The 25,329-nt window shown below is 31.9% G+C and carries 28 protein-coding genes; 11 read left to right on the top strand and 17 right to left on the bottom strand.

Features of this window, described 5'->3' with window-relative positions:
* Window positions 1–3: 3 nt before the first annotated feature.
* The 3 genes from NH341_RS04125 to NH341_RS04115 form a co-directional block, all read right to left on the bottom strand.
* Entirely contained in the window at window positions 4–441 is a 438-nt protein-coding gene (locus NH341_RS04125) for a hypothetical protein (protein ID WP_047789988.1), read from the bottom strand.
* Window positions 442–450: 9 nt separating this feature from the next.
* Window positions 451–1,164: a MotA/TolQ/ExbB proton channel family protein gene (locus NH341_RS04120; RefSeq protein WP_047789987.1), complete on the bottom strand. Its 714-nt coding sequence runs from the start codon at window positions 1,162–1,164 to the stop codon at window positions 451–453.
* A 253-nt stretch (window positions 1,165–1,417) separates the two neighbouring features.
* Window positions 1,418–2,449 (bottom strand): asparaginase, encoded by a 1,032-nt coding sequence (locus tag NH341_RS04115; protein WP_047789986.1) that lies wholly within the window; start codon window positions 2,447–2,449, stop codon window positions 1,418–1,420.
* Between the two features lie 94 nt (window positions 2,450–2,543).
* On the opposite strand from NH341_RS04115, the gene NH341_RS04110 reads away from it, so the two are divergent.
* The gene (locus tag NH341_RS04110; RefSeq protein WP_047789985.1) at window positions 2,544–3,242 is read left to right on the top strand and encodes a zinc metallopeptidase; all 699 of its coding nucleotides are present in this window, start codon (window positions 2,544–2,546) and stop codon (window positions 3,240–3,242) included.
* Window positions 3,243–3,354: 112 nt separating this feature from the next.
* Here the strand turns inward: NH341_RS04110 and lepA are convergent, their stop codons facing one another.
* From lepA to NH341_RS04090, 4 genes are all read right to left on the bottom strand, one after another.
* Entirely contained in the window at window positions 3,355–5,151 is a 1,797-nt protein-coding gene (gene lepA, locus NH341_RS04105) for a translation elongation factor 4 (protein ID WP_159614280.1), read from the bottom strand.
* A gap of 167 nt (window positions 5,152–5,318) precedes the next feature.
* Entirely contained in the window at window positions 5,319–5,516 is a 198-nt protein-coding gene (locus NH341_RS04100; protein WP_073182094.1) for a hypothetical protein, read from the bottom strand.
* Window positions 5,517–5,526: 10 nt separating this feature from the next.
* Complete coding sequence (locus tag NH341_RS04095; RefSeq protein WP_239178110.1) at window positions 5,527–6,918, bottom strand: radical SAM protein; 1,392 nt, start codon at window positions 6,916–6,918, stop codon at window positions 5,527–5,529.
* Window positions 6,899–7,651, bottom strand: coding sequence for a prolipoprotein diacylglyceryl transferase (locus NH341_RS04090; protein WP_253055738.1), 753 nt, complete (start codon window positions 7,649–7,651; stop codon window positions 6,899–6,901). Before NH341_RS04090 ends, NH341_RS04095 begins: the two co-directional genes overlap by 20 nt.
* A 65-nt stretch (window positions 7,652–7,716) precedes the next feature.
* On the opposite strand from NH341_RS04090, the gene dusB reads away from it, so the two are divergent.
* Complete coding sequence (dusB, locus tag NH341_RS04085) at window positions 7,717–8,718, top strand: tRNA dihydrouridine synthase DusB (protein WP_047789981.1); 1,002 nt, start codon at window positions 7,717–7,719, stop codon at window positions 8,716–8,718.
* An 8-nt stretch (window positions 8,719–8,726) separates the two neighbouring features.
* Here the strand turns inward: dusB and NH341_RS04080 are convergent, their stop codons facing one another.
* The 5 genes from NH341_RS04080 to NH341_RS04060 all read right to left on the bottom strand — a co-directional run bounded on the left by NH341_RS04080 (window position 8,727) and on the right by NH341_RS04060 (window position 13,008).
* Entirely contained in the window at window positions 8,727–9,929 is a 1,203-nt protein-coding gene (locus tag NH341_RS04080) for an ABC transporter permease (RefSeq protein ID WP_253055737.1), read from the bottom strand.
* A 38-nt stretch (window positions 9,930–9,967) separates the two neighbouring features.
* A complete protein-coding gene (gene rbfA / locus NH341_RS04075) occupies window positions 9,968–10,363 on the bottom strand; it encodes a 30S ribosome-binding factor RbfA (RefSeq protein WP_047789979.1) in 396 nt (131 codons plus the stop codon).
* A 21-nt stretch (window positions 10,364–10,384) separates the two neighbouring features.
* Complete coding sequence (locus NH341_RS04070; protein ID WP_082118668.1) at window positions 10,385–11,032, bottom strand: response regulator transcription factor; 648 nt, start codon at window positions 11,030–11,032, stop codon at window positions 10,385–10,387.
* A 52-nt stretch (window positions 11,033–11,084) separates the two neighbouring features.
* Window positions 11,085–11,834: a sensor histidine kinase gene (locus tag NH341_RS04065; protein ID WP_159614284.1), complete on the bottom strand. Its 750-nt coding sequence runs from the start codon at window positions 11,832–11,834 to the stop codon at window positions 11,085–11,087.
* Between the two features lie 595 nt (window positions 11,835–12,429).
* The gene (locus NH341_RS04060) at window positions 12,430–13,008 is read right to left on the bottom strand and encodes a hypothetical protein (protein WP_253055736.1); all 579 of its coding nucleotides are present in this window, start codon (window positions 13,006–13,008) and stop codon (window positions 12,430–12,432) included.
* A 397-nt stretch (window positions 13,009–13,405) separates the two neighbouring features.
* Here NH341_RS04060 and NH341_RS04055 point away from each other — a divergent pair, with 397 nt between their 5' ends.
* The 8 genes from NH341_RS04055 to truB are packed head-to-tail and all read left to right on the top strand — an operon-like array spanning window position 13,406 to window position 18,378.
* Window positions 13,406–13,999: a DUF2589 domain-containing protein gene (locus tag NH341_RS04055; RefSeq protein WP_047789974.1), complete on the top strand. Its 594-nt coding sequence runs from the start codon at window positions 13,406–13,408 to the stop codon at window positions 13,997–13,999.
* 59 nt (window positions 14,000–14,058) lie between these two features.
* Window positions 14,059–14,730, top strand: coding sequence for a hypothetical protein (locus NH341_RS04050; RefSeq protein WP_047789973.1), 672 nt, complete (start codon window positions 14,059–14,061; stop codon window positions 14,728–14,730).
* Between the two features lie 2 nt (window positions 14,731–14,732).
* Window positions 14,733–15,275, top strand: a complete 543-nt coding sequence (locus NH341_RS04045; protein WP_047789972.1) for a hypothetical protein — start codon at window positions 14,733–14,735, stop codon at window positions 15,273–15,275.
* Window positions 15,276–15,305: 30 nt separating this feature from the next.
* Window positions 15,306–15,710, top strand: a complete 405-nt coding sequence (gene mce, locus NH341_RS04040; protein ID WP_073182103.1) for a methylmalonyl-CoA epimerase — start codon at window positions 15,306–15,308, stop codon at window positions 15,708–15,710.
* Window positions 15,711–15,768: 58 nt separating this feature from the next.
* Entirely contained in the window at window positions 15,769–16,647 is an 879-nt protein-coding gene (locus NH341_RS04035) for an ABC transporter permease (RefSeq protein ID WP_073182105.1), read from the top strand.
* A 7-nt stretch (window positions 16,648–16,654) separates the two neighbouring features.
* Window positions 16,655–16,897 carry a DUF3098 domain-containing protein gene (locus tag NH341_RS04030; RefSeq protein WP_047789969.1) on the top strand — a complete coding sequence of 81 codons (243 nt, stop codon included), beginning with the start codon at window positions 16,655–16,657 and terminating at the stop codon, window positions 16,895–16,897.
* A 2-nt stretch (window positions 16,898–16,899) separates the two neighbouring features.
* Complete coding sequence (locus tag NH341_RS04025) at window positions 16,900–17,694, top strand: undecaprenyl-diphosphate phosphatase (protein ID WP_073182106.1); 795 nt, start codon at window positions 16,900–16,902, stop codon at window positions 17,692–17,694.
* On the top strand, window positions 17,695–18,378 hold the full coding sequence (truB, locus tag NH341_RS04020) for a tRNA pseudouridine(55) synthase TruB (RefSeq protein ID WP_167712973.1): 684 nt from the start codon (window positions 17,695–17,697) through the stop codon (window positions 18,376–18,378).
* Here truB and NH341_RS04015 read toward each other — a convergent pair.
* The 3 genes from NH341_RS04015 to NH341_RS04005 form a co-directional block, all read right to left on the bottom strand.
* Entirely contained in the window at window positions 18,373–18,852 is a 480-nt protein-coding gene (locus NH341_RS04015) for an ABC transporter ATPase (protein ID WP_253055735.1), read from the bottom strand. The two genes, truB and NH341_RS04015, sit on opposite strands and share 6 nt — an antisense overlap.
* Window positions 18,853–18,944: 92 nt before the next feature.
* Window positions 18,945–19,535 carry a thioredoxin family protein gene (locus tag NH341_RS04010; RefSeq protein ID WP_253055734.1) on the bottom strand — a complete coding sequence of 197 codons (591 nt, stop codon included), beginning with the start codon at window positions 19,533–19,535 and terminating at the stop codon, window positions 18,945–18,947.
* A 111-nt stretch (window positions 19,536–19,646) separates the two neighbouring features.
* A complete protein-coding gene (locus tag NH341_RS04005; RefSeq protein WP_047789964.1) occupies window positions 19,647–20,612 on the bottom strand; it encodes an NAD-dependent epimerase/dehydratase family protein in 966 nt (321 codons plus the stop codon).
* Between the two features lie 183 nt (window positions 20,613–20,795).
* Here NH341_RS04005 and NH341_RS04000 point away from each other — a divergent pair, with 183 nt between their 5' ends.
* A complete protein-coding gene (locus NH341_RS04000) occupies window positions 20,796–21,320 on the top strand; it encodes a hypothetical protein (RefSeq protein ID WP_053056728.1) in 525 nt (174 codons plus the stop codon).
* Here NH341_RS04000 and NH341_RS03995 read toward each other — a convergent pair.
* Together NH341_RS03995 and NH341_RS03990 are read right to left on the bottom strand one after the other, a co-directional pair.
* Entirely contained in the window at window positions 21,307–21,777 is a 471-nt protein-coding gene (locus NH341_RS03995) for a regulatory protein RecX (RefSeq protein WP_047789963.1), read from the bottom strand. The two genes, NH341_RS04000 and NH341_RS03995, sit on opposite strands and share 14 nt — an antisense overlap.
* A 70-nt stretch (window positions 21,778–21,847) precedes the next feature.
* Window positions 21,848–25,315, bottom strand: coding sequence for an efflux RND transporter permease subunit (locus NH341_RS03990; protein WP_253055733.1), 3,468 nt, complete (start codon window positions 25,313–25,315; stop codon window positions 21,848–21,850).
* Window positions 25,316–25,329 lie beyond the last annotated feature (14 nt).

Genomic DNA, 25,329 nt, shown 5'->3' with positions numbered 1-25,329 from the left:
AACTTATGATTTAACTATTCCTTTTAATAAATCCCAAACAAAGAATGCACCAGCTATTGCCCCTAAGATAATACTGTATGTAATCCCTGTTCCTACCCATTTAGATGTACTTCCTTGTGCTGCTAATTCTGCTCCATCTGCTCCAATCACTTGTGCATCTGAAGATAAGAAATAAGACACTGCAAAAAGAACTGCTAATGCTAAAACACCTAATAATACCTTTTTTAATGCTGCAGGATTTTTAAACATCCCCCACATTGAAGCTGCAACTGCTGTTACTACTACTGCAATCAATAACCAATAAGAATAAGTTACTAAAGGAGAAACAGCACTTGATACTGCCTCTAAATCTTCTTTATCTATTCTTGCCACATTTAAAAATAATGCAGCACCGATAAGTGAAATTGCAGCTACTAGTAATGTTAATATTTTACTATTCATATTGATTGATTATTTTTTATACTTAGCTAATAAATCGATTAAAGAGATAGATGCATCTTCCATGTTGTTAACGATACTATCAATTTTCGAAATAATGTAGTTATAGAAAATTTGTAAAATAATCGCTACGATAAGACCAAATACTGTTGTTAATAATGCAATCTTAATACCACCTGCTACTACCGCTGGAGAGATATCGTTTGCTACAGCAATTCTATCAAATGCATCAATCATACCAATTACAGTCCCCATAAACCCTAACATCGGTGCTAATGCGATAAATAAAGATAACCAAGAAACATTTTTCTCTAATAATCCCATTTGTACTCCACCGTATCCTACTACAGCTTTTTCAGCAGCTTCTAACCCTTCATCAGCTCTTTCTAAACCTTGGTAAAAGATAGAGGCAACAGGACCCTTTGTATTTCTACATACTTCTTTAGCAGCTTCTACACCTCCTGAACTTAATGCTTCGTCAACGCTTGCTACTAATTTTTTAGTATTTGTTGTAGCCATATTTAAATAAATAATTCTTTCAATTGCAATAGCTAAACCTAAAATTAAGGCTACCAATACAATTCCCATAAACTTAGGGTCTCCTTCAATAAAACGTTGCTTTAACTCTTGGTGAAAAGTTTTCTCAGCTTCTTGAGCATAAGTTGATTGAATAGCTCCTAAAAACATAAATCCTGTAACAGTTAGGATATTTACTACTTTTTTCATTTTGTTATAATTAATTTTAAATAGTTAACGGGTTAAAAATACAAATTTTACTATGAATATCTTATTTTTTTACAAAATAAGTAATTCTTCACTTGTACTTATTACGCTTTTAATTTTACAGAGTGGCAAGTAACAAAAAAATGTTGGTACATTAAAAAAAAACTATAGTATTTCTATTAATCTACCCCTTTTTAACTCTTTTCTATAGTATTTCAAGCAGTTACATACACAAAATTAACGATTTATTTACAAACTAAACCATTTCTCCTCTAAGAGGTATTTGAAAATAATGCGTAAATTCTTCTTTTGAAAGCTTTTCTCCCAACAAATACATCATTTTAGCAATGGCTGTTTCGGTTGTAATATCCTTACCGTCAACGATGCCAATACGTTTTAATTCTGAACTTGTTTCGTAGTGCCCTAAAATTACACTTCCTCCTTTGCATTGCGTTACATTAACAATGTAAATCCCTTTACTTACTGATTCTTCTAATAAATCAACAAACCATTTTTCAGTTGGTGCATTTCCTGATCCATAGGTCTCTAAAATAATTCCTTTTAAATCTGGAATATTCATAAAACTTCTCACTACAGACTCTGTTATACCAGGGAATAACTTTAAAATAGCTACATGATTATCTAAATTCTTTCTTACTATTAATTCTTTTTGATCTCCCCGAGGTTTGAGTAATAATGGGTAATTAAAATTTAAATGCACACCACTTTCTGCTAAGGGAGGATAGTTCATAGAAGCAAATGCTTCGAATTGTTCAGCATTTATTTTTGTAGTTCTGTTTGCTCTATATAATTTATATTCAAAATATAATCCTACTTCTTGAATTACTGGTTTGCCATTTTCATAGGCTGATGCTACTTGTATAGATGTAATTAAATTTTCTTTAGCATCTGTACGTAAATCTCCAATAGGCAATTGTGATCCCGTAAAAATCACAGGCTTTTGTAAATTTTCAAACATAAAGCTTATTGTAGACGATGTATACGACATGGTGTCTGAGCCCGTTAGCACTACAAATCCGTCAAACTTGTCATAATTATCGGAGATTATATCTGCTATTTGTATATAATAATGTACACTCATGTTTGATGAATCAATTGGTTCATCAAACGATATTGTATTAATTTCGCAATTAAGCTGCTGTAATTCTGGAATTTTACTTGAGATTTGACTAAAATCAAATGCTTTTAACGCTCCCGTATTATAGTCTTTAACCATACCAATAGTTCCGCCTGTGTAAACTATTAAAATTTTAGGTTGATTTGCCATTTTGACATTTTTTTATACCGTTAATAATTTGGAATAATTTATGTTGTAAATTTAACCAACAAAAATGATACAAAATTTTAAAACTATATAGATTATGATAGGATTTTATATTCTAATTGGTATTATATCTCTTTTCAGTTGGTTAGTGAGTAATACGTTAAAAAGAAAGTTTAAAAAATACTCTCAAGTTCATTTACGAAACGGGATGAGTGGTGCTGAAATTGCACAAAAAATGCTAGCTGATCATGGTATTTACGATGTTCAGGTAATTTCTACACCAGGTATGTTAACCGATCATTACAACCCTCAAAACAAAACTGTAAACTTGAGTGAAGCTGTGTACAACCAACGAAATGCTGCCGCAGCTGCTGTAGCTGCTCACGAGGTAGGGCATGCTGTACAGCATGCTAGAGCTTATCAATATTTACAAATGCGATCTAAACTAGTACCTATGGTAAGTATTACTTCTCGTTTTTCTCAATGGATGGTAATTGGTGGTATTGCTTTTGGTGCTGCTTCTGGTAGTACAGGTATTGGTTTTTATATTGCTTTAGCTGGTTTAGCATTTATGGCTTTAGGTACTGTTTTTAGCTTTGTTACCTTACCTGTTGAGTATGATGCGAGTAATAGAGCCTTAGCTTGGTTAGAAAATAAAAACATGGTTACTCGTGAAGAACTAGCTGGATCTAAAGACGCTTTAAAATGGGCTGCAAGAACGTATTTAGTAGCTGCTCTAGGTTCTTTAGCAATGCTATTGTATTGGGCTTTGCAAGTTTTAGGAAATAGGGATTAAAATTCAATGTAACAATTTGGAAATTTGATAATCTAATATAAAAACCCCGTTTTGATTTCATCAAAACGGGGTTTTTATATGTTCTTGTTTATCTATTCTAATTTCAAAAAAACTAGTCATTCAACTTCAATACTGCCATAAACGCTTGCTGTGGAATTTCTACGTTCCCTACTTGACGCATACGTTTTTTACCTTTTTTCTGCTTTTCTAAAAGCTTACGTTTACGAGAAATATCTCCTCCATAACATTTTGCAGTTACATCTTTACGTAAAGCTTTAACTGTTTCACGAGCAATAATTTTTGCTCCAATTGCTGCTTGAATAGGAATATCAAATTGTTGTCTTGGAATCAGTTCTTTTAGCTTCTCACAGATACGTTTTCCTATTGAATACGCATTACTATCATGTAATAAAGCTGAAAGCGCATCAACAATTTGTCCATTAAGCAACATATCTACACGAACTAACTTCGATTTTTGCATTCCTATTGGATGGTAATCGAACGATGCATAACCTTTAGATACTGTTTTTAATCTATCGTAAAAATCAAAAACGATTTCTGCCAACGGCATATCAAAAATTAACTCCACTCGCTCTGGAGTTAAATAAGTTTGATTTACAATTTGTCCGCGTTTTTCAATACAAAGCGACATTACTTGTCCTACAAAATCGGCCTTTGTAATAATTGAAGCTTTGATAAATGGTTCTTCTACCCTATCTAACTTTGATGGATCTGGTAAATCTGATGGGTTATTCACTATAATAACCTCATCAGGATTTTTCTTCGTGAATGCATGGTAACTTACGTTAGGAACCGTAGTAATTACCGTCATATTAAATTCACGTTCTAGACGCTCTTGAATAATTTCCATGTGTAGCATTCCTAAGAATCCACATCGGAAACCAAAACCAAGTGCAGCTGAACTTTCTGGTTGAAAGACTAAGGAAGCATCATTTAATTGCAGCTTTTCCATTGAAGCACGTAGTTCCTCGTAATCTTCAGTATCTACAGGGTAAATTCCTGCAAATACCATTGGTTTTACATCTTCAAATCCTTCAATTCTATCAGTAGTTGGATTGGCAAAATCGGTAATAGTATCTCCTACTTTTACTTCCTTCGCTGCTTTAATTCCTGTAATTAAATAACCTACATCTCCAGTTTTAATTTCGTTTTTTACAACTTGGCTTAGTTTTAAAGTTCCTACCTCATCTGCTCCATACTGTCTACCTGTAGCCATAAACTTTATTTGTTGATTCTTTTTAATAGAACCATCAATTACTCTAAAGTAGGTTTCAATTCCACGATACGAATTGTATACTGAATCGAAAATCAATGCTTTTAAAGGTGCATCGGGACTTCCACTCGGTGCAGGAATTTTTTCAATAATTGCCCTTAAGATATTATCTACTCCAAAACCTGTTTTTCCACTTGCGTGAATTACATCTTCAGGCTCACATCCCAACAAATCAACAATATCATCTGTTACTTCCTCTGGGTTTGCTGAAGGTAAATCTACTTTATTTAATACTGGAATAATTTCCAAATCATTTTCTAACGCTAGGTATAAGTTAGAAATAGTTTGTGCTTGTATACTTTGTGCCGCATCTACAATTAGTAATGCTCCTTCACATGCTGCAATAGAACGAGAAACTTCATAAGAAAAATCTACGTGACCTGGAGTGTCAATTAGGTTTAATATATAATCTTCACCTTCATAAACATAGTCCATCTGAATAGCGTGTGATTTAATGGTAATTCCACGTTCACGTTCTAAATCCATGTTATCAAGTAACTGATTTTGTTTTTCACGCTCAGTAACCGACCCTGTATAATCTAATAATCTATCTGCAAGGGTACTTTTACCATGATCAATATGTGCAATTATGCAAAAATTTCTAATGTTCTTCATTCAATGTAAAGTTTCTCAAGCCATTTCTAAACATGTAACATAAACTTTTATTAGCTCAATATCTAGAATGGATTCATTCGTCGTAATTCTAACTACTTGTAATTTGCAAAGATACTTTATTTGCAGGCTACTACAAACAAAATAAATAGCGAAAATTATACTCTTATTTAGGTAAGCATACTACCACATATACCTAATCCAATTATCAGATACAAAACAGCTAGTATATAAAATATTTTTGAAGCTGTTTTACTTTTTTTTCTAATAGCTGCTCCAATAACAGCTAGTAACACGGGTGGACCAAACATAATTAAACCTATAATTACGAATAAACCTGAAAGATCGCCTACTTCTAAAAATACCATATCCTTTTTCTTATATTTCTTGTCTTAACTTTTCTAAATATTCTTTTTTATCATCTCTATAAAAGAGATTCATTGTCTCAAAAGGAATAATTTTATTGTCTTTGTCTACTATATGCACGCATGATTTTTTTACCGCTCGTACATCAAAATTATAAGCATCAATAAACTGCATAATTATAACTCTAAATAAATTATCGTACCCTAGCTCTGGTGCATCAATATTTGGTAAACAACACATGATTGATTTTAAATTTTCTTCTGCCACTTCAACAGAATTCCCCGTACTAAATAACTCTATCATTTTTCCGTGTAGCGCTTCATCTTGCTCATAAATAATGGTGTTTTTACTATTATCTAACAAATCATTGGGATTAATATACCTAGTTAACGGAAACACTTCTCCTCCCAATTTTAGAGCATATCCCATTACCAAAGCATCAGGATTACAAGGTACTGGAATTAAATCGTCAGCGTTGAAAACATCTGTTTGTTCCATTATTTTTCTTCTAACTTCAGTAAGCGTCATTCTATCCGTTTCTGGATTAAAGCCTTCTAACCTTCCAGCTATTTGTGTTGGTTGAAACGTAACCCCTCTCACACACTTTTGCTGCAAGGCATAATCAATTACTTTACCTATTTCGTGATCATTTAATCCTTTTTGAAGCGTAACTACTAAAGTTGTTGATAGATTTAACTTATTCAAGTTTTCGATTGCTTGTCTGCGAATTTCATTCAAGTCTGCTCCTCTCAACTCTCTCAACACACTATCTTCAAACGAATCAAACTGTAAGTAAATTTCAAAATCGGGTGTATAGGTTTTCAATCGTTCAGCAAAAGCAACGTCTTTCGCTATTTTAATCCCGTTAGTATTCAACATTAAATGTCGGATAGGAAGTGATTTTGCATAGTCTAAAATTTCCCAAAATTGAGGGTGTATCGTTGGCTCTCCTCCACTGATTTGTACTACATCAGGTTCTTTTTCATTTTTCACCACAGCATCTAACATCGCTTTTACTTCTTCTAGTGTTCGATGGCGTCCATACGTAGGTGATGAACCTGCATAACAAGTAGGGCAAGTTAAATTACATCTATCGGTAACCTCAACAACGGTTAAACATGAATGCTGTTCATGATCTGGACATAATCCGCAATCATAAGGACATCCATAATCTGTTTTTGTATTAAACGTATAGGGCATTTCACTAGGTTTGTTATAGTTTCTGATATTTTTATAATATTCAACATCATCTGCTATTAACACTTTTGAACTTCCATGTTCTCTACAACGCTTAAGCATATAAACCTTGTCGTCTTCAAATACTATTTTGGCATCTACTCTTTTTAAACATTCAGGACATAAACTCAATGTAAAATCGTAGTAGTTATATTTTCTTTCTGGCATTTTTTATTTTTAGAATTATAAATTTTGTGTAATATACATAACAAACTATACATAGTATTTGAATAGTGCTTAAACCAAAAATTAAAAAAGTATTGGGTTTTAAAAACTCTATACAAAAGCGAAAACCAAAATAAGCTAACATAAAAAACTTAAAAAGTTCTCCTGATTGTAAAATGTATTCTTTCTTTAGGTATTTTAAACTGATGAATAACCCTACTAAAAACACCAGTTCATATAATGCAACTGGGTGCCTTAATACTCCATCCCCTAAATCCATACCTAAGAAAGAAGCAGTTTCTCTTCCATAAGTAAATTCATTAATTCCAGAAAGAAAACATCCTATCCTCCCTATAAAAATTCCTACAATTATTGGGAGCACAAACAAATCACCCGACGATTTTGTTTCTCCTATTATTTTTTTTGCAATTTCAACACCTAACAAGCCACCAAACAAGCCTCCCATAATTGTTTTTGTATTCAAAATTTGAATTATGTTTTCTGTAGAAAAAGTGACTAAAGGATTTTCTAACACTCCCACCAATCGAGAACCAATTAAAGCTCCAGCTGCAGCTCCTAAAATAATTGACAACCTATTCTGAGAAGAAATATCGTCTTCTTTTTTCTTACGCAAGAAAACATAATAACGAAAAGCTAAAAAAAATGCTAAATATTCTAAAACAAGATGAATATTAATCGTGTAACCGAACAAAATAGGCTCAAAAGGAAGTTTCAATAAAAAAGTTTGTGAGTTAAAAAGCGAAATATACATAATTACTTAAAAAAAAGTAACTTTGCAGCATGATAAAAATAGGTAACATAGAACTTCCTGATTTCCCGCTGTTATTAGCGCCAATGGAAGATGTGAGTGATCCACCGTTTAGAGCTTTATGTAAAGAAAACGGTGCTGATGTGGTGTATACTGAATTTATTTCTTCGGAAGGATTGATTCGCGATGCAGCAAAGAGTGTAATGAAGCTAGATATTTACGAAAAGGAGCGCCCTGTGGGGATTCAAATTTTTGGCGCAAATTTAGATTCTATGTTACGTTCAGTTGAGATTGTTGAAAAAACGAATCCAGATATTATTGATATCAATTTCGGTTGCCCAGTAAAAAAAGTAGTTTCTAAAGGAGCTGGGGCTGGAATTTTAAAGGATATTGACTTGATGGTAAAACTTACCGAAGCAATGGTTAAACACACCAACTTACCTATTACTGTAAAAACTCGTTTGGGTTGGGACCATGATTCTATTCGAATTGTTGAAGTTGCCGAACGTTTGCAAGATGTTGGCTGTAAAGCAATCTCTATTCATGGGCGTACGCGTGCTCAAATGTACAAGGGTAATGCTGACTGGGCTCCAATTGCTGAAGTAAAGAACAACCCAAGAATGCATATTCCTGTGTTTGGAAATGGGGATGTTGATTCTCCTGAAAAAGCCATGGAAATGCGTGACAAATACGGATTAGATGGCTGTATGATTGGTCGTGCTTCTATTGGATACCCTTGGTTTTTTAATGAGGTAAAACATTATTTTAAAACTGGCGAACATTTATCTAAACCAACAATTTCTGAACGTGTTGACATGGCTCGTCGTCATTTAGAAATGTCTATTGACTGGAAAGGTGAACATTTAGGTGTTGTAGAAACAAGAAGACACTATACAAACTATTTTAAGGGAATTCCACATTTTAAAGAACACAGAATGAAAATGGTTACTTCTGACGATCCTAAAGATGTTTTTGCAGCTTTTGACGAAGTACAAGCTAAGTTTGGAAATGCAACGATTCCTGAAATAGGGTAAATAAAAACTTATCGTTCAATAAAACTTTTTGAAATCCTTGAACTTGCAATTTTTGCTGCTAAATATCCTAAAGCTGAAATTGTAACAACCACTACCAATAAGTTTATCCACTTAAACTCTACTGGGTATGCTAGATTTTGTGTAATCATTAGCAACTCAAAACGTTGTTGTATTATTACAATGATAACACCTAAAGCAATTCCTATTGTCATTCCTACAAGTGTTAGTAAGAAACCTTGCAGTACGAATATCTTTTTTATATCGTTTATACTACTTCCTAAATTAAACAGCGTTTTTAGGTTTTGACGTTTATCGATAATCATCATGATAATTGACCCTATCACATTAAACAAAGCTATAGCAACAATTAACGTAAAGATTAAATACGAAATGAAGTTTTCGGTATTAATCACTTTATAATATAACGTATTTAACTGTGCGCGGGTTTGCACTTTTAATTCATCTCCTAAAACATTTTGTAAGTTATTTTGGAATGTATCAAGATTTACCCCTTCTTTTAAGCGAAGTTCAACACCCGTAATTTGATTATCGTCGTATCCTAACAATTCTTGAGCAAGTGAAGTTTCAGTAAACACATATTTGTTCTGAAATTCTTCCGCACCTGTATATACTCCTACTATTTGTGTAGAAACAGATCGAAAAGCATTATTAGCATTGATAAATCCTTTTCCTGGTTTAGGCACTAAAATTTGAAGTGCTTCCCCAAAATTAAAAATACCCAGTGATAGTTTATACGATATTCCATACCCAACTACCGCCGTATTTTTATACTCTTCGTCAATCCAAGCACCTACTGTCAGCAAAGAATCAGTCGGAATAATTCTTGGATAATTAGAATCTACTCCTTTAATTTGAGCTATGTGCTCTTTGTTTTTATACTTTAAAAAAACACGTTCTTCCACTACTTTTGATGCAGCTTCTATCTCTTTGTTTTGCTGTAAAATACTATCTATTTTTTGAGAGTACAGGAAAGTCTTTCCTTTAGATGCGGTAATTTTTATATCGGGATCAGAAGCATTAAGTAATGAATCACTAAACGTTTTTAATCCTGAGAAACCAGATAATACAACAAACAAAGCCAAGGTACCAACGACAACACCAAAAACAGCTATTGCTGTGATTATATTTATTGCATTAGTACTTGTTTTAGAAAATAAGTATCTCTTAGCTATGTATAAAGGAAAGTTCAAGCATTCATAAATTTAGCTAGCCAAAGTAACAAAAATTATTAACGTTTTTGACGACGAGGCAGAACATCTGGATTTTTTATTGGGTCTACATCTTCTCCTTTTAAAGACTTATCAATATCCTCAATATAATCCAAACTATCATCTCCAAAGAACAACAATTCTGGCATTCTTCGTAATTGATTTTTTGTTCGTTGTGCTAATTCATGACGAATTAAGGGTGTATTAGATTTTACTCCTTCAATAATTTCATCTCTTTTTTCTGAAGGGAAAACACTTAAGTATACTTTTGCTACTCCCAAATCGGCAGTAACTGAAACTTTAGAAACCGATATAATCACTCCCTTCATTCCATCTTGAGCTGCACGTTGTAAAACGTCTACCAAATCCTGTTGCAACACTCCTGCTATTTTTCGCTGTCTATTTGTTTCTTCCATGCTGCAAATTTAAGCATAAAATTACGGAGTGTAAATTTTATTTTTTATAGCATACATAACTAAGCCCACTCTGTTTCTTACATTTAGTTTGGTAAATAGACTATCTCGATAACCATCAATTGTTTTTGGGCTTAAAAACATTTTTTCAGCAATCTCTTTGTATGTTAATTCCGAGCATGCTAGCTTCATAAAAGTTATTTCATTATCCTTAAACGCTAGGTTATTTCGTGAGTTCTTTCCTGAAACGGAATCTAACAATAACGTGGTAACATTTCTGGTATGATAAAATCCGTTGTCCATCATTTCTAACAACGCTTTCTCTAAAATTTCTTTCTTAGTATCTTTTAGCAAGTACCCTACAGCACCAGCTTTTAACATTTTTAAAATAGTGCCGTCAGCGTCCTCTACAGACAATGCCATAACATGTACTTGTGGGTAGTTATTCACTATCCACTCTGTAGTTTCAATACCGTTCATCACAGGCATATTAACATCTACTAAAACTAAATCTGGTATATTTTTAGGTGATGCCAAAAACTTTTCTTCAACTTCTTTACCATTTTTGCAAGTGTAAAGCACCTTGAATTTATCAAAAGTATTTACCATACCTTCAATAGCTTGTGATAATAACGTATGATCATCTACAACAACAACTGAGTATTTCATAATTTTTGTGGGTTATATTTCGTTATTAGTTGTTGGGGAAATACACTAAAGTTCTTTAAATATAGTAATTTATTATTAAACCTGTACCTTTTTGGGGCTCTGACATAAACTTTGTTTCCGCATTAATTAGTTTTGCTCTTGCTTTTATATTCTGCAATCCTAAGCCTTTAAATCTAGCTCTTTCCATATCAAAGCCTACTCCATTATCTTGAGCTTTTACTTCTATTGAATCTTCTTTATAACTCAAAAACACATCTAATTTAGATGCTTTAGAGTGCTTTATAGTATTAGAAAAAAACTCTTGAAGGATTCTAAAAATTACTATTCCATGCTTTTGATTTATTTCTATTTCTTTTCCTATTACTCTTAAACTTGCTTCGATATAATTCAATCTATTGAATCGTTCAATCTCTAATTCTAAAGCTTTTCTTAATTTGATATTATTAATAAAATCAGGATTAATTATTTTTGATAAGGCTCTTACTTCTGTTAAACTTTTTGCTATAATTTCTGAGATTTCTCCCATATTGTCAGGAGAGGCATGTTGTAATTGTATTTTTGCTAAAGTTAGGAGTTGACCAATATTATCATGCAACTCCCAACTAATATTTCTTAAAGTCTCTTCTCTTATTTCTATCTGAGTTTCAGCAATTTCACGTTCATAACGTTTTTTGTTTTTATCTCTTTCTTGCAACAGTTTATTTTTACGGCGTTGAAAAATTGTAAACAGTACAATTAAAAAAACAATAACAATTATTATAATTAATGTCGAAATAATTAATATCTCTCCTTCTTGTTGCTGCATAATAATCCATAAATTATAAGTAATCCCATTAAAATTGTTAAAACATCTAATACAAAAAATAATTTTCTATTTTGCATATACTCAAGAATTATAAAAAAAGGGATTGATGGAAGATAGAAAACCATAAAACCTATTGAAATCCAAAAAGACAGGGATTTTTTATAACTAAGAATTTTATCAGATAGCAGTAAATTTCTTAAAAAAAGTAAAACATAAACACCAATTACTATTGATTCTACTAACAAACAATATCTGAAAAAATCACGATTTATCCATACAATAAGCCATGATATTAAAAAAAACAGAAAAAATAACTTATGAATCTTAATTGTCTTGTTATCTGTTGCTAAATTTATGTACATCAAAGTAATTAAGCTACATTCGACTAATGTAAATACGTAATAATATATAAAATTTGATGTTCCATTTTTAACGTGATAATCTCCAATCACCTCTACAACCACTGTACTAAAACATAAGATAGTCAAAAGCATTAAAAAAATCGTGTTATACTTCTTTAACATAACTAAAGAGACAATCAGAGTAATTACTTGGATAACCAATGAGAAATAAGAAATCATAAATATTCTAAAAATTAATCGTGTGGTGGTGCTATTTTTGTCTTATTCCCTACTCCACTTTCTGAATCTTCAAGAGTTATTTCAGTACGCATCATCATAGTTTTAGTTTCATGTTTCTGTGTCTCTTTTTTCTTTCTTGAGTCATAACGCCACTCATAACCGTTATGTTCTAAGACTTCTTTTAAAGTAACTATTTTCCCTTTTTTTGACTTTAAAACATCTATAGCAACTTCAACACCATCAACAATTGCTGTTGGAGTATATAGTAAGTTTTCGTAACCTTCATATTTATCAATATATGTGTTTTCTTTATTATAAACACCTTTAATAAAGCTAATACCCTTTAATTGAATTCCTTTTTTATTAGCTATCTTTTCTACATAGTCTAAGTAGTTCTTTAACTCTTGAAACCCAAATGTATTAACCCTAGTATCTTCAAAACCTAACTCATTAGTTAAAATTTTTAAACGTGTTTCATCATACTCTGAAAGCATCAATACGATTTCTTTATACGTGAGTAATGTTTTTGGTTTGGATGGCTCTTGTGGTTTTGGGCATATAAGCCCTAAAATACTTTGTAAAATTTTTCTCATAATTCTTAAATTTCGCTAATTTTATTATATTTCAAAAATACTTACATTTTTTTAACTAGATTAAAATATTTACTTCTACAAACAACAAATCAGACAGTTAACAACATAAATACAGGAAAAACCCCTTATACCTATAAATGTTTTAACTATTACTTTTTCATGACATAGACTCTTGTTTTTTTTCTTTCTTTTTAAAATATATCTTATTTTTTACTCCTCAAAGCCTACAAGGAGAAAAACCTTCTTAAAAACCTAGGTTTATTACAATGTTTTTACCGTGATACTCCTCAAAACTAAACTCTAAATTTCATTCAATTTTGCCATCAGTTATTTCGAAATACTGGGCGACAACCGAAAAGCCTAATTATAAACAGAGTAGGTACACAAAATAAAAAATATGCCAAATTTAGTTCCAGAATTAAACAGTTTGGATTTCAATGTATATGTTGGAGGTCCTTTACAAGCTGCGATACAAGCACAAACAGCAGCTTCGATGGCTACTGTAAACTTTATTAAAGAAGTAGGTTTTGAAAAAAGCAATGACCCTGCCAATCCAGACTCTTTACGTTACGTTGATTTTCAGTATGAAAAATCAGTACCTAATCCTGATTATGATCCTGACAAGGCTGTTGATGCTAACAATCCAAAGTTTATAAAAAGTGAAATTGAAATCAAAGTACCATTTCTAACAATGCTTACCATTCCATCAATCCGTATTGATGAAGTAAACATTGATTTTAATGCTCGTTTAAGCTCTACTGAAACGAGCAACGTATCATCTGAGTTTGCAGCTAGTGCAGAATTAGGAATCAATTACAAAATTGTAAACTTTAAAGCTTCAGCATCTTACAAAAGAAACACATCTCAAGGTGTTAAGGTAGATAAGACATATAACCTAGGTGTAAAAGTTCGTGCTGTAAACGACGAGTTACCAGAAGGGTTAAGTAGAATCTTAAATATGTTAGAGGATAGTATTGCTGCTGTAGCTTAACATTTATAACGGGGTTGTACCGTACCAAACCGTACAACCTCTTTTTTAAAATTTTTATTATGGTAAATTTAAATGAATATTTAGGTGGAATTGCCACCAGCATTGCAGAAGCACGTTTAATGTCTGATTTGAAATCTTTAGAGATTGCTGAGAAGTTTTCACGTCATGAGCTCTTAAAACACTTTTCTATTCCTCGTTTTAAAGCACAAAATATTGAACTCACCATTCCTGTAGCCATTGGAGAATTAGAAGAGACTTATGAAGCCGATTACGAACCTATTGATAATGTTGCTTTCAATTCACAAGCCTATACAATTTTAAAAGATGCTTCAAAAATTACTTCTTTTGATAGAAAGACATCTACTATGCTTCGCTCAATAATAGCACAAAGAACAGATGAACTTGAAAAAAACATAAAAGCAACTGGTGAAGTTGACCCTGTGTTATCAAGGTTTTCACAACAATTATCTAAAGAGTTTATTTCTATTTATAGTGAAAAGGTGAGTTACGACGTATTAGTTAAAAAGCTTAATTCAGAATTAAGACCATCTATTAAAAGTAGACAAATAACACAAAAAAACACGAAAGTTATTGTAGAAGCTCATAAACTAAACGAAATCAAACCTGAAAATATAGTTCAGATTAAAATGACTTTAAATGAAGAAGGCATGGAGTGGTATACTTCAGAAAATGAAGATGGTGTAAGAGAAACCAAACTATTACCAGAATAGTTATGAGAAAATCAATTACAAAAATAATCAATCAACTCAAAACTCAATTGAACGAAATACATGAGTTAGCGAATCAAATTGAGAAAAAAAATACACAAAGCGCTAAAAATATTCGCAATTGGTTGTTAGCTACAGAAGAAGTATTGAAAGCACTTAATTTACCAGATTCATCAAAATTTGCAGTTAAAAGAGCCATGTTAAGTTCATTCATCCCAAATAGTAGAAATAAGAAAAAAGAGACTCTACAATTAGGAGCTTCAACATTAACAGAAGCTCAACAAGACTTATGGGAAGTATACACTCCCTATGCTACCATTTTAGATAATTCAACAACCTTGATAGAGCAACTTTTAGCAGTAATTTACCAAACCAAGCAGTTTAAATACGACACAAATGAAGATTTTACGCAATTCCTAGAACAAGTTTGGAGGTTTTGTTGTAATCATGAACAACTTAAAGGAATTAGCTCACAAATACTTTCAATGATAAATCAATCAGATGTACTTATTATTATGGCTGAAAAAATAGCAATAGAAAGTTTATAGATAGTTCTCTATATTTTTTACTTTTACGTTATGAACAAAATTGAACATATTGGTATCGCCGTTAAAGATTTAGAAAAATCTAACTCATTATTTGCTTCTCTTTTTGGAGAAGCACATTATAAAATTGAAGAAGTTGCTAGCGAAGGTGTAAAAACTTCATTTTTTAAATCTGGTCCTAATAAAATTGAATTATTAGAAGCTACAAAGCCTGATAGCCCTATAGCCAAGTTTATAGAAAAAAAAGGAGAAGGAATTCACCATATTGCTTTTGCAGTTGACAACATAAAAGAAGAAATTAAGCGTTTACAAGGTGAAGGTTTTACAGTTTTGAATGAGGTTCCTAAAAAAGGAGCCGATAATAAACTAGTAGCTTTTTTACATCCTAAAACTACCAATGGTGTACTTATAGAGTTATGCCAAGAGATAGAAGAATAGGAAGTATTTAAAAATTAAATATTTGTATCTTGCAACGCCTTAAAATCAGTATTTACTAATGACAACTTCTTTTGATTCTTTTCAAAAACGCCGATTACAATCTTCATACATATCAGTAGTAGTAAGTATTGCACTTGTACTTTTTATGATTGGTGTTTTAGGCTTAGTTCTTTTAAAATCAACAAAAGTTGCAAATCATTTTAAGGAAAAAGTAGTTATGACACTTTTCTTAAAAGATGAAGTTGCTGATAAAAATATTAAAAGTCTTAAAGAATCTATTAAAAAAGAAGAATTTGTTAATAAGGTGGTTTATATTTCTAAAGAAGATGCCGCCAAAGAGTATAAAAAAGATTTAGGTGAAGATTTTTTACAATTTTTGGGAGATAATCCCTTAAAAAATGGAATAGACATTTATCTAAAAGCAGATTTTGTGACTCCTGAAAAAATGAGTGAGCTTGAAAAATCTTTTGATAAAAACAAGTTTGTAGACGAAGTAAGTTACGACAAACCGTTAGTACAATTACTTACCAAAAATATTCAACGTATTAGTTTTTGGCTCTTAGTATTAAGTGGTTTTTTCGGGTTGGTTGCTATTATTTTAATAAACAGTTCTATCCGATTATCGATTTATTCAAAACGATTCAATATAAAAACCATGCAAATGGTAGGTGCTACAAAAAGCTTTATTCGTAAACCTTTTATTTGGCAAAGTATAAAACTAGGATTACTAGGAGCTTTTATAGCAATAAGTGGATTAGGTATTCTAATTTATTATGTAGATAAATACATACCTACATTAGAGCTACTAACAGATTACGTTGCATTAGGTTATGTAGCTGGTGGAGTTATATTGGTTGCATTTTTTATTACATGGATTAGTACCTTCTTTGCTACACAACGATTCTTAAATTTACAAACTAACGATTTGTATTACTAAAATATTTATGAAAAAAGACAATTCACCAAAACAAGAATTTCTATTCGGTAAACGAAATTATATCATTATGCTTATTGGTATCGCTGTAATTGCCTTAGGATTTATTTTAATGGCAGGTGGCGGTAGTGATGATCCTAATGTGTTCAATCCAGAAATATATAGTTGGCGTAGAATTCGTTTAGCTCCTACCTTAGTTATTATTGGATTAGGTATAGAAATTTATGCTATTTTTGCCAATCCTAAAAAATAAGCATGGATTTATTAGAAGCAATTATCCTTGGAATTATCCAGGGTCTTACTGAATTTTTACCTGTATCCTCTAGTGGTCATTTAGAATTGGCAAAAGCTTTATTTGGAGACACTTCTGTACCTCAAGAGAGCTTAACTTTTACCGTCGTATTACATGCTGCAACAGCATTAAGTACTATCGTAGTGTTTAGAAAAGAAATTGCTGAAATTTTTAGAGGTTTATTTCAGTTTCAATGGAATGAGGAAATGCAGTTTTCTGTAAAAATTGTGCTATCTATGATTCCTGCTGTGGTAATTGGTTTAGCCTTTGAAAAAGAATTGGAAAGTTTTTTTGGAGGAAAAGTTTTATTAGTAGGTTTTATGCTTTTGGTAACTGCTGTATTACTTTTATTGGCTGATAAAGCTAAAAACACAAACAAAAGTGTTTCTTTTAAAAGCTCAGTAATTATAGGAATCTCTCAAGCTATTGCCATGTTACCTGGAATTTCACGTTCAGGAGCTACTATTTCAACATCTGTATTATTAGGTGTAGACCGAACTAAAGCTGCTCGTTTTTCTTTTTTAATGGTGGTACCTTTAATTTTAGGAAAAGTTGCTAAAGATATTTTAAGTGGAGATATTAACTTTCAAAGCTCAGAGATCGTTCCATTATCTGCTGGATTTGTTGCTGCTTTTATCTCTGGATTATTAGCGTGTACTTGGATGATAGCCTTAGTTAAAAAGAGTAAACTATCATATTTTTCATTATACTGTGCTATTGTAGGTTTAATTGCCATTGGCTATTCTTTATTTTTCTAGATGACTGCAGAAGATTACAAAAACGGACAGGTTTTACTAATTGATAAACCTTTAGAATGGACTTCCTTTCAGGTAGTGAATAAACTTCGCTGGCATATTCGTAAGCATTTTAATATCAAAAAAATTAAAGTGGGACATGCTGGAACTCTTGATCCTTTAGCTACTGGCTTGTTAATTATTTGTACTGGAAAACAAACCAAAAACATTAACGAATATCAAGGGCAAGTAAAAGAATACACAGGTACATTTATTGTGGGTGCTACCACACCTAGTTATGATTTAGAAACTGAAATTAACGAAACATTCCCTACAGAGCATATAACAGAAGAGTTACTACACAAAACTACTGAGCAGTTTATTGGTAAAATTCAGCAAAAACCACCAATTTTTTCAGCTATTAAAAAAGATGGAAAGCGTTTATATGAATTAGCTCGAAAGGGTGAAACTACTGAAATTAAGGCTCGCGAAGTGGAAATCAACGAGTTTGAAATCACCAAAATTGATTTACCTAACGTAGAATTTAGAATTGTGTGCAGTAAAGGAACTTATATTCGCTCTATTGCCAACGATTATGGGGAAGCTTTAAATTCTGGAGCACATTTATCTGTATTACGAAGAACCAAAATTGGAGATTTTTCTGTTGATAACGCACAAAGTGTTGATGAGTTTATCAATAGCCTATAAAAATCTACTATACCAGCTTTCTGTAATAGGTACTTCCCAATAATTTTCTAATTCTATTTTAGTTTGCACTAAATTATCAAAAACTATTGTTTTAGCTGATACAGACTTCTTTTTAAGCAGCTTTTTAAACTCTTTGACGTCTTTGTACTGAATAAATTCTCCTTGCTTAAAACACACATTCATTTTATCTAACAACTCCACTTTATGTTCCTTTTGTAGTTGTAAAATAAATGCCACTTGTTTATCAATATCTTCATTCGTTAATACTAAACCTTCTTCAACAGAAAAAATAATGAAACGATTGTATTTTAACTCAAAAGAAGCTTTGAAATCAGTATCTTCAGGCTTCCACTCTTCTACAAAATGGTGTAATTTTTCTTTTAGCCCGTCAATTTCTTGTGGGTAAAATTTTCGACTTGATGGGTATACCCAAACTTTTGCCTCTTCTGATAAACTACTGAATTCTACAAACATATTTATTCATTATGAGCGCAAAGATACAGAAAACAATTCCCCTTTTTGATGAAAAACAAAAAGGGGAATTTCTAGCTTGATTATACACTTTATTACTGAAGCATTGATATAAGATCTTCTTGTGTATTTTCTCCTTTATTTTTATTGTACCAAACTTGTAAATCTGTTTTAAAATCAGCATCTAAACTACCATGTTTTTCTTTATAATCAACAACCATTTTTGTTGCTTCGGTAGGTCTTGGTCCCCAAGTATTGATTACTTCGTTCTCTTTATTTAAAGCAATCAATTTAGGAATTGATCTTCCTCCATTCGTTAAAAATTCATCCATCAACTCTAAGTTTTCGTCTCGTAAAACTAGTTTTAAATTAATGTTTGGATTTTCTTCTGCTATTTTATTTATTACCGGTAGGTTTTGCGCTGCATCACCACACCATCCTTCTGTTAACACTAACCAAGTTTGCGACTCTTTTACATCTTTAATTTTAGCAAGTGTTTCTTCAGTTAATTTTACCGTTTTGTCTAAACGCTTCATACGTTTATCATTTAACTTACTATAGTTTAATAAATCATCTGATTGATTAGGTCCTGTAGATTTTCCTTGTGCTATTAAGTCACTTACTAAATCTCTATATTCACTATAAGAGAATGCCTTTTCTAAGCTATTTTGAATAATTTTTTTCATCGTAAATGTATTGTTATTACAAAAGTATTTTATCTATAATAAATCTTAGGTAACCTAAGTTACAATTCATTATAAAACTTGAATAACATAGACTAAAACATAAATACAACCTTACACTTTTGCTGATTCTTCAGTCTTAGCTTGTAAATTGGTAATAATATCTTTAGTCATAGAAGCTAAGTCAAACTGATGTCTCCATCCCCAATCTTTTCTTGCTGCTGAATCATCAATTACTTGAGGCCAACTATCAGCAATGGCTTGTCTAAAGTCTGGATTATAGGTGATGGTAAACTCTGGAATGTATTTTTTAATTTCTGCAGCTATTTCAGCTGGTGTAAAACTAATTGCTGCTAAGTTGTATGAAGTTCTTGTTTTAATATTTTCTTCATCTGCTTGCATTAACTGGATAGTTGCATTGATAGCATCGTCCATGTACATCATTGGTAAACGTGTATTTTCTGACAAAAAGCACTCAAAAGTTCCTTTTTTCAATGCATCAAAGTAAATATCAACAGCATAATCAGTCGTTCCTCCACCTGGTAACGTTTTCCAGCTTATAATTCCTGGATAACGAATGCTTCGTACATCTACCCCATATTTATCATGGTAATAATTACACCAATGCTCTCCTGCTACTTTACTTATTCCATAAACCGTAGAAGGTTCCATAATGGTTTGCTGTGGCGTATTCATTTTTGGTGATGTTGGTCCAAAAGCAGCCATTGAACTAGGCCAGTATATTTTTTGAATATATTTTTCTCTTGCTAACTCTAACACCGCTAATAACGAAGTCATGTTTAAATCCCAACCTTTTAATGGGTACTTTTCAGCAGTTGCTGATAACATTGCAGCCATTAAGTATACTTGAGTTACTTTATGTTTTTGAACAACACTTAAAATTTGCTCTTGATTAGTAGCATCGATGATTTCAAAAGGCCCTGAGCTCATCATTTCTGCATTTCCTTCTCTAATATCGGAAGCTATTACATTATCTGCTCCATAAATAGCACGTAATTTTTGGGTTAATTCTGTTCCTATTTGCCCGCAAGCTCCTAAAATTAATATCGTTTCACTCATTTTAAATTATTCAAAAATAGATGTTTGCAAAGTTATTAAATTTAAGATTTCGCAAAAAGCATTTGCTCTTTTTTAACTATCTACAAAAGGGATAGCTAATTTACTGATTTCAAACTTCTAATTTAATTCTGTAAAGAATACCAAGTAAAATATGTACTTTTATCGCTTAATTATTTTATTAAAATGAGTCGTTTTTTATTTGTTATTGCTTCATTATTAATTTCAGTTACTTCTTGTAAAAAAAAGAATGAGCAAAAAGAAGAGTTACCTACCAAAACTGAAATGAACATTTCGGTTGAGCATACTGATTACTCTAAAATAAATGAAAAGTACGTTGACGAAATTAAGCCTTGGAAAGAATATTTTATTGTTGAGGATTTTTTACAAGAGTTGAAAAACACAACTCCTACTGAAGCTTTAAACAATGCTTTAGAGTTAAAAACACTTACAAAACAACTAAAGGACAGTTTAAATATAGAAACTCTAAAAACACCTGCCTTTAAAGCTCGTATTAATGTTTTTGAAAATGAAACTTTACGTTTAGCAGATATGACCTTTATTCCATCAATTTCTGCCAATCAGGTTAACAATCAGGTTGAAAAAATTATGATGCTTTTTAGCAGTGTTAACGATAAGATTAATACAGTTTACACTAAGAAAAAGTTTGATAGTGAAATAAATCTTGATAGTCTATTTAAGAATCAATAGTTTTTAAGGCTTCGTATATTAAACTACTTTCAAACCCTCTATATAAAAGATAGTCAACAATTTTCTTTTTTCTTTTGAAGTGATTTGTTTCAGAAACTGATACATTCTTTTTTTCGACCAAATTATACAAGGTTTTGATATATTCCTCTTCGTCGATTTCTTTCAGAGCTGATTTAATATTATAAGTAGAAATATCTCTAAACTTCAATTCTCTAACTATTCGATCTTTCCCCCATTTTTTTATTCTAAATTTCCCTCTTGCAAAGCTTTTTGCAAAGCGTTCTTCATTTAAAAAATTATGCTCTAGCAAGTGTAATAAAATATGTTCTCTTGCTTCTGGAATTAACTTGTACTCTTTTAATTTCTGTTCTACTTCTTTATGACATCGGTCTTGATACACACAATACTGCTCAATCTTTCTTTTTATTTCTTCAACTGTAAAAACGGATTTATTCATAGCACGAAAATATAAAAAAGGGTTAAAAGCAACTTACTTTTAACCCTTTTTACAGTTAACAAAAAATCAATTATAAAACGCTACGTAACCACATTTTAAACTTAGTGATTAAGTAGAATAATATCGGTACTACAATTAATGTTAAGAAGGTTGCTATGAATAATCCATAAATAACTGTCCACGCTAATGGCCCCCAGAAAATCACATTATCTCCTCCAACATATATGTGCGGATTTAACTCACTAGCTAAGGTAAAGAAGTTAATATTCAACCCTGTTGCTAATGGAATTAATCCTAAAATAGTTGTTATTGCTGTTAATAATACTGGGCGTAAACGTGCTTTACCTCCTCTAATAACAGCTTCACCTAAAGTATCTACATCTACAAATTCATCAGAAGATAAACCATGCTCTACTTTCTTTCTATCTATCAGTAACTGGGTATAATCAAGTAATACCACCCCATTGTTTACTACAATACCAGCCAGCGAAATAATTCCCATCATGGTCATCATAATTACAAACGGCTTAGCTGTTATAATTAATCCTCCAAATACACCTATTAAACTTAAGAAGATTGCTAGCATGATGATTGCTGGCTTAGAAACTGAGTTAAACTGGAAAATTAAAATCAAGAAAATTAATCCTAACCCTCCAAAAAATGCTTTCATTAAGAACGCCATTTGCTTGTTTTGTTCTTCAATTTGCCCAGTATAATCTACTTTTACTGAATCTGGTTGTTCAGTAAACGTCTTCATTTCATTTTGAATTTTTGATACAATTGCAGCTGCATCTGTATATCCTGGAGCTAAAGCTGAATATACCGTTACTACTCTTTTTACATCTTTATGTTTAATAGCGCTAAACCCAGAAGTATTTGTTTGTTCTGCTACTGCAGATACAGGAATTTCTTTAATCATCCCTGAAGACATGTCTCTAAAAGTAATTTTTTGGTTAAAAATTGCACTTTTATTATACCTGTTTTCTTTATTAAAACGAACGTAGATATCAAAATCATCACCATCTTCTTTATAAATTCCCGCTTTAGAACCAAAAATAGCATTACGCAATTGGTTTCCTACTTGCGATGAACTTACCCCTAATTCTCCTGCCTTTTTACGATCAACGTTTACTAACATTGATGGTTTAGATTTGTTTACATCAATCTTTAACTCATCAATACCTGCAATACTTTTTGAGTTGATAAAGTCTCGCATTTTTTCAGCAGTGTTGATTAATTCTGCGTAATCTTCTCCTTCCAATTCGATATTAATTGGATATCCTGCTGGTGGACCTACTGCTTCTTTTTCTACAGAAATTTCTAATCCAGGGTAAATTCCTCTTAGTGCTTCGGTTACTTTTCTTTGTAATTCTTTACTATCTGCTCCTCTACGGAATTTATATTCACGCATAGAAGCCGTAATTTTTCCTCTATGAGGCATTTCTGCGGTTGAACCTCCATCAGTTTGTGGATTTCCCGATCCCGCTCCTACCTGAGAAACAGCACTTTCTACTAAGAAATTATAACCATTATCAACATATTCTGGTGAGTTTAATACTTTATATACACGCTCTTCCAAATCTTTCATAATCAGATTTGTCTTTTCAATGTCAGTTCCTTGAGGGTACTCGATATACACGATAATCTGATTTGGTGTATTATCAGGGAAAAACTCAACTTTAGTACGTTGACTTCCTATTGAGGCTCCAAAACCTCCAAAAGCAATAAATAATAAAACTAACGTACCTAACGAAATAATGTAAGGTCTCCAACCTCTTAGAGCTCCTCTTAACATTTTTTCATAAAAACGTTCCCAACGCGGTAACACCGTATTTTGAAAACGATTTGCCCAAGGACGTAGAGCTAATCGATACACCCACAACATAATAGCTGTAAATATCATTACCGTTCCTAACGCCCTATACGTTCCTCCTAAAAGTACTATCAATAACCCTATCACCGCCACTACTGACGACAAGATTATAATACGTCTTAATGGCATATTTTTATCTTCAACACTCATAAATTGTGATACTAACACTGAGTTAAAAAATATTGCCACAAATAATGACGAACCTAATACTACAGATAATGTTACAGGGAAATAAATCATAAACTGCCCCATGGTTCCTGGCCACATTCCTAATGGAACAAAGGCTGCCACTGTAGTTAAGGTTGAGATAATAATTGGAAATGCGATTTCTCCAATTCCCTTTTTGGCAGCTTCAATTCTAGGCATCCCTTCATCCATTAAACGGTATACGTTTTCAACAACAACAATTCCGTTATCTACTAACATTCCAAGTCCCATAATTAATCCGAAAAGAATCATGGTATTCATGGTATATCCTAGCCAACTCAAAATCATTAATGACATAAACATTGACATTGGTATTGCAAATCCAACAAATAGGGCATTTTTGAACCCTAAAAAGAACATTAATACTAAAACTACTAGGATAACCCCAAAGATGATGTTATTTACCAAATCATCTACCTGACCAATAGTTTTTGAAGATTGATCGTTAGCGATGGTTACTTTTAAATTACTCGGAAATACATTGGCTTTGGTATCTTCTACTATTCTTTGAATTTTCTCAGCAGCCTCCACCATGTTTTTTCCTGAACGTTTTTTAACATCCAGCATCACTACTGCTTCTCCAAACTCACGTGCATAGGTAGTTTTATCTTTATCTTTAAAAGAAACCTTTGCTATGTCTTTAAGGTAAATTGAGTTTCCTTTTTCTGATTTTACGACAAAGTCTTGTAATTCTTGTGGATCTTCAATCTCTCCTAAAATTCTAACAGTACGTCGCTGTCCACTAGCAATTAAATTACCGGCCGACATTGTTAAGTTACCTCCATTTATCGAATTGATAACATCTTGGAAACTTACTTGTGCTGCCATCATTTTGTAAATATCAACAGCTACCTCAACTTCTTTTTCTTCTGCACCACGGATATCTACTTTTTTTATCTCTTGTAAATCTTCAATTTCATCTTCTAAATACTCACCAAATTCTTTTAATTTATCTACTGGATAATCTCCCGAGATATTAATGTTTAAAATTGGCATTTCTTCAGAGATACTTAGCTCAAAAACATTTGGCTCTACTTTAGCTCCATTAAATGTAGGCCAATCTTCACCTGAAGTTTCTTGATCTATTTCATCTTTTACCTTTTGTTTAGCTTGATCTACTGATATGTTTTCATCAAACTCAACAATTACCATTGAGTAATCTTCTTGCGATGTAGATGTAATTTCTACTACATTACTTACCGTTTTAAGTCTATCTTCTAACGGATCAGTTATCAACTTCTCAATGTCTTCTGCTGTATTTCCTGGATAGAGAGAACTTATATAAATTTTGGTTTCTCTAATTTCTGGGAAATTTTCTCTTGGCATACTTAAAAAGGCAGAAATACCTGTTATAAGTATCATAACCATCATTACATAGATAGTTGTTTTATTATTTATTGCCCAAGAAGATAAACCAAACTCTTTATCTACTTGCTTTTTTTGTTTTTTATCAGTCATTAGACGAATAATTT

Origin of the sequence: Tenacibaculum sp. XPcli2-G (assembly GCF_024124505.1) — a bacterium.
Taxonomy (GTDB): domain Bacteria; phylum Bacteroidota; class Bacteroidia; order Flavobacteriales; family Flavobacteriaceae; genus Polaribacter; species Polaribacter mesophilus.
The sequence above is the reverse complement of the archived record's forward strand: the minus strand, read 5'-3'. Positions and strand labels throughout refer to the sequence as shown.